The organism is Leptolyngbya sp. FACHB-541 (assembly GCF_014695875.1).
Taxonomy (GTDB): domain Bacteria; phylum Cyanobacteriota; class Cyanobacteriia; order Elainellales; family Elainellaceae; genus JAAUTN01.
The window spans coordinates 1-4067 of record NZ_JACJPC010000025.1 but is presented as its reverse complement, the minus strand read 5'-3'; the positions used below and the strand labels follow the sequence as shown (position 1 = coordinate 4067).

At 46.5% G+C, this 4067-nt stretch carries 4 protein-coding genes and 1 pseudogene; all 5 read left to right on the top strand.

What is annotated here, in order from left to right; all coding sequences use genetic code 11:
- The coding region (locus H6G00_RS03455) for a PAS domain-containing sensor histidine kinase (RefSeq protein WP_190795643.1) at positions 1-1080 on the top strand (1080 nt) is incomplete at its 5' end.
- 168 nt (positions 1081-1248) lie between these two features.
- A complete protein-coding gene (locus tag H6G00_RS03450) occupies positions 1249-1971 on the top strand; it encodes an IS1 family transposase (protein ID WP_190795646.1) in 723 nt (240 codons plus the stop codon).
- A 52-nt stretch (positions 1972-2023) separates the two neighbouring features.
- Positions 2024-2305 (top strand): annotated as a pseudogene (locus H6G00_RS36515) (four helix bundle protein); the annotation flags it as partial.
- On the top strand, positions 2302-2961 hold the full coding sequence (locus H6G00_RS03440; RefSeq protein WP_199318287.1) for a response regulator transcription factor: 660 nt from the start codon (positions 2302-2304) through the stop codon (positions 2959-2961). The pseudogene H6G00_RS36515 and the gene H6G00_RS03440, both read left to right, overlap by 4 nt.
- Positions 2962-3163: 202 nt before the next feature.
- Complete coding sequence (locus tag H6G00_RS03435) at positions 3164-3721, top strand: thioredoxin domain-containing protein (protein WP_190795642.1); 558 nt, start codon at positions 3164-3166, stop codon at positions 3719-3721.
- Positions 3722-4067: the final 346 nt, after the last annotated feature.

The window sequence follows — 4067 nt, the reverse complement described above, 5'->3', positions numbered from 1 at the left end:
CTGTTGATAGCTCAGGCAGCAATTTCACTGGAGAATGCTCGGTTATATGAACAGTTAGCAGACTATACCGAAACATTGGAAAGGAAGGTAGAAGAGCGAACTCAATCCCTACAAGCCTCTGAAGCAGAACTGCGGGCACTCGTTTCAGCCATTCCCGATCCGCTGTTTGTCCTTACTGCTGAAGGGCGACTGGTCGAAGCAGTCGAAGTGAAACCGAATCGGTTGTATCGACCTATTGAGGAGCAGATTGGTCAAACACTGCACCAGATTTTTGAAAAAGAACAATCCGATGAATTCCTGGGTTACATTCGGCAAGTACTGAGAACCCAACAAATGCTCACAGTTGAGTACAGCTTGCAGATAGCTGAACAAGAAGCCTGGTTTTCGGCTCGCATTGCTCCAATCGACTACGACCAGGTGATTTGGCTGGCACGAGATATTACGGCGCTGAAGCAAGCAGAAGCAGCCTCAATTTTAGAGGAGCGCAACCGCATGGCACGCGAAATTCACGACACACTCGCTCAGTCGTTTACAGGCATTCTGGCTCAGGTGGGAGCGGCAAACCAGGTGCTCACGGATGATGTAGAAGCAACTGGGGCACACCTAGACCTGATCAAAGAATTGGCGCGCACTGGACTGTGTGAAGCGCGGCGATCGGTCGTCGCGCTCCGTCCTCAGCTTTTGGAGGAAGGCAGTCTACAGAGCGCTCTCCATCGTCTCATAACTCAAATCAGAGCGGCTGCAAACGATACCACTTTGTATTATGAGGTCAAGGGGATAGCGTATGCTCTCCCCACTGAAGTCGAGAATAACCTACTGCGGATGGGGCAGGAAGCCTTGACCAATGCGATCAAACACGCCAACGCTGACGAAATTCGAGTGGAGCTAATCTACGAGCATGATCAGTTTTTGTTGCGCGTGAAAGACAATGGACAGGGCTTTGGAGTTGGGAGTATTCCAACCTCTGAGGGTTTTGGCTTACTCGGCATGAGCGAACGGGCAGAGCGCATCGGCGCACAACTGACCATTAAGAGTCAACCTGGGCAGGGAACAGAGATTATCGTAGTCGTTGGGGTGTAGGGTGTGGGTAAGTTAGAGAGTTATCGTGATTTGGAGGTTTGGAGAGTGTCAATGCGATTGGCAAAGGAAGTTTATCAAGCAACAGAAGCAGGTAATGCCATTTTGTAAATGCCAGAGAAAAACGATAATGAGAGTATGTAAATTGGTGAGTCAGCCGTGAAACCTGAGTTGATGTGTCCCACTTGTGGGTCAACCGATATTAAGAAAAACGGTACCACTCGACGGGGCAAGCAGAATTACAGATGTCGCGATTGCGGTCGGCAGTTTGTCGAAGACCCGCAATGGAAACCAAAGTCCGCAGACACGAAAGCGATGATTGATCGCTTGTTGTTGGAAAGGATTTCACTTGCTGGAATTGCTCGTGTTATGCAAGTGGCTGAAGCGTGGTTGCAAGGCTACGCCAATGCGACCTATGAGGCAGTTCCTCAGCAGGTTGAAGTGATTCCTAAAGCGCAACAACGCCTGGATGTTCAGATGGATGAGTTGTGGTCGTTTGTGGACGATAAGGGGAATGAGCAGTGGGTTTGGTTAGCTATTGATGCACGAACTCGAGAGATTGTGGGATGTTATATCGGAGACCGCAGTGGTACATCAGCAAAAGCATTGTGGAATTCATTACCGGCAGTATATCGACAATGTGCTGTATGTTATAGCGATCTCTGGTCAGCCTATCCCACTGCCTTACCCAGCAAACGCCATCAACCAGTCGGCAAAGAGACGGGGAAAACCAGTTACATCGAACGATTTAACAACACCTTAAGACAACAAGTCGCACGCTTGGTGAGAAAAACGTTGTCCTTTTCCAGAAGGTTAGAAAACCACATTGGAGCAATTTGGAATTTTATCCATCACTACAATGCAACCTTACGGACAAAACTGGCTGCTGGATAAAGCTCTTTGATTTCCTCCAGCCTTTACAAAATGGCATTACCCAGAAGCACTACCAAAGCATGAAATCTATGGACTAACTTCACAGATTCGTAGAGCCTGTGTTTCTGTGCCTGCCAATATTGCTGAGGGATATGGAAGAAATCATCGTAAGGAATATCTTCAGTTTCTCGGTATTGCAAATGGAAGTCTCAAAGAACTAGAAACCTTGCTTCTCCTTACCAGTAGTTTGAATTACATTGATGACATTACTGAGTTAATGAGTTTGTGTGAAAGCACAGGAAGTTTACTCAACCGACTCCGTCAGAGCCTTCAAAGGGGAACAGATAACCATTGACTACTCCACACTCCACACTCCACACCCCACACCCCACACCCCCAATTCGGGTTCTGATTGCGGACGATCATGCCATTTTTCGGCAAGGATTAGCCACGATTATTAACCGTGACCCAGAGATGCAGGTGATTGCCCAAGCCGAAAATGGGGAACAGGCGATCGCTCTATTTGGGGAACACCAACCGGATGTCACACTCATGGATCTGCGAATGCCGGAAGTGGAAGGAGTTGCCGCCATCGGTGCAATTTGTGCTGCTGCTAAATCGGCTCGGATTATTGTACTGACCACCTATGATAGTGACGAAGATATTTATCGAGGATTACAGGCAGGAGCCAAAGGATACCTGTTGAAAGAAACTGAACCTGACGAGCTTCTGAATGCCATTCGTACCGTTCATCGGGGTCAGAAGTACATTCCACCCGATGTGGGAGCAAAGTTAGTTCAACGTCTCAGCAATCCAGAACTGAGTGAACGAGAACTAGCAGTACTCCGCTCACTGGCTCAGGGGATGAGTAATGCCGATATTGCGACTGCTTTGAGCATCGGTGAAGGCACGGTCAAATCCCATGTCAATCGGATTTTGAATAAGCTAGATGTCAGCGATCGCACTCAAGCTGTGATTGTTGCGGTTAAACGCGGCATTGTCAGTTTGTAGGGTGTACTTTCGATCGACTTCGGATTCTAACTTGAGTTAGAGCCTACCTTCTATTTTAAGAAGGAGCGGCTGCTCCATCAAATTACAGCCTAAAAATGTTAACTCACTGTAGACGACAACTAAAAGCTAATTGCTTATATTGAATTCATGTGGATTGAGCAGGTGAATCGCAAGGTTCCATGCTTGATACAGATGTAGAAAGATGATCGACGACCATAGTTCCAGTTCTTTAGTTGTGCCAGCTTCAACCCAAAATCACAGTCAAGGTGTGCTAAGTGCAGCCGTGGTGTTAGTGATGTATGGGGATTATCAATGTCCTAGAAGTGCAGCCGTTTACAAGCTGATTAAAATCATTCGGCAAGAGCTTACGGTTTCTTTTGGAGAGGATTATTTATGTTTTATCTTCCGCCATTTTCCACAAACACAGATTCATCCCCATGCTCAACGGGCAGCCCAAGTCGCTGAAGCTGCCGCCGTTCAAGGAAAGTTTTGGTTAATGAGCGATACTTTATGTGACCATCAACAAAGGTTGGAGAACGGTTATCTTGTCGAGTATGCCAATGATTTAAGGCTTGACATTCCTCAATTTCTCAAAGAGTTGTCTAAACAAGTGCATGTCGATCGCATCAATGAAGATATCGAAGGCGGAATACGCAGTGGAGTGACCAACGCTCCAGCCCTATTTATCAATAACATTCGGTATACCGGACGCTGGAAAATAACAGAGTTAACGGTAGCCATTGTCGCTGCAAGTCACTAAGCTCTATTCATATCTGACTTGTTTGTTAGTGCTAGTAAGCTATCGAATTTGATGGCTAGCTTTTGCCTGTTTTGTTGAACAACTTGCCGATTTTTGAACCATGCTAACAACTACAACGTCAACCACTAAACTCAAGAACAAAGGCTTAACGCGCACCCAATTGCAGCAAGCGATTGACTATATTCACACTCACATTGACCGAACACTTTAAATAGACAGAACTAGGAGAATCCAATCATGGTCAAAGAGCAAACTGTAGACGGACAAGCAAATTTACAAGCAACTACCAATTTGACACCAGCCCAGGAGTCTTTGCAAGCACTTTGGGAAGAGCATTTACAGTACG

What these genes read in the sequence shown, in the direction of transcription:
- H6G00_RS03435 (WP_190795642.1), top strand. Translation starts at nt 3,164, where the DNA reads ATGATCGACGACCATAGTTCCAGTTCTTTAGTTGTGCCAGCTTCAACC.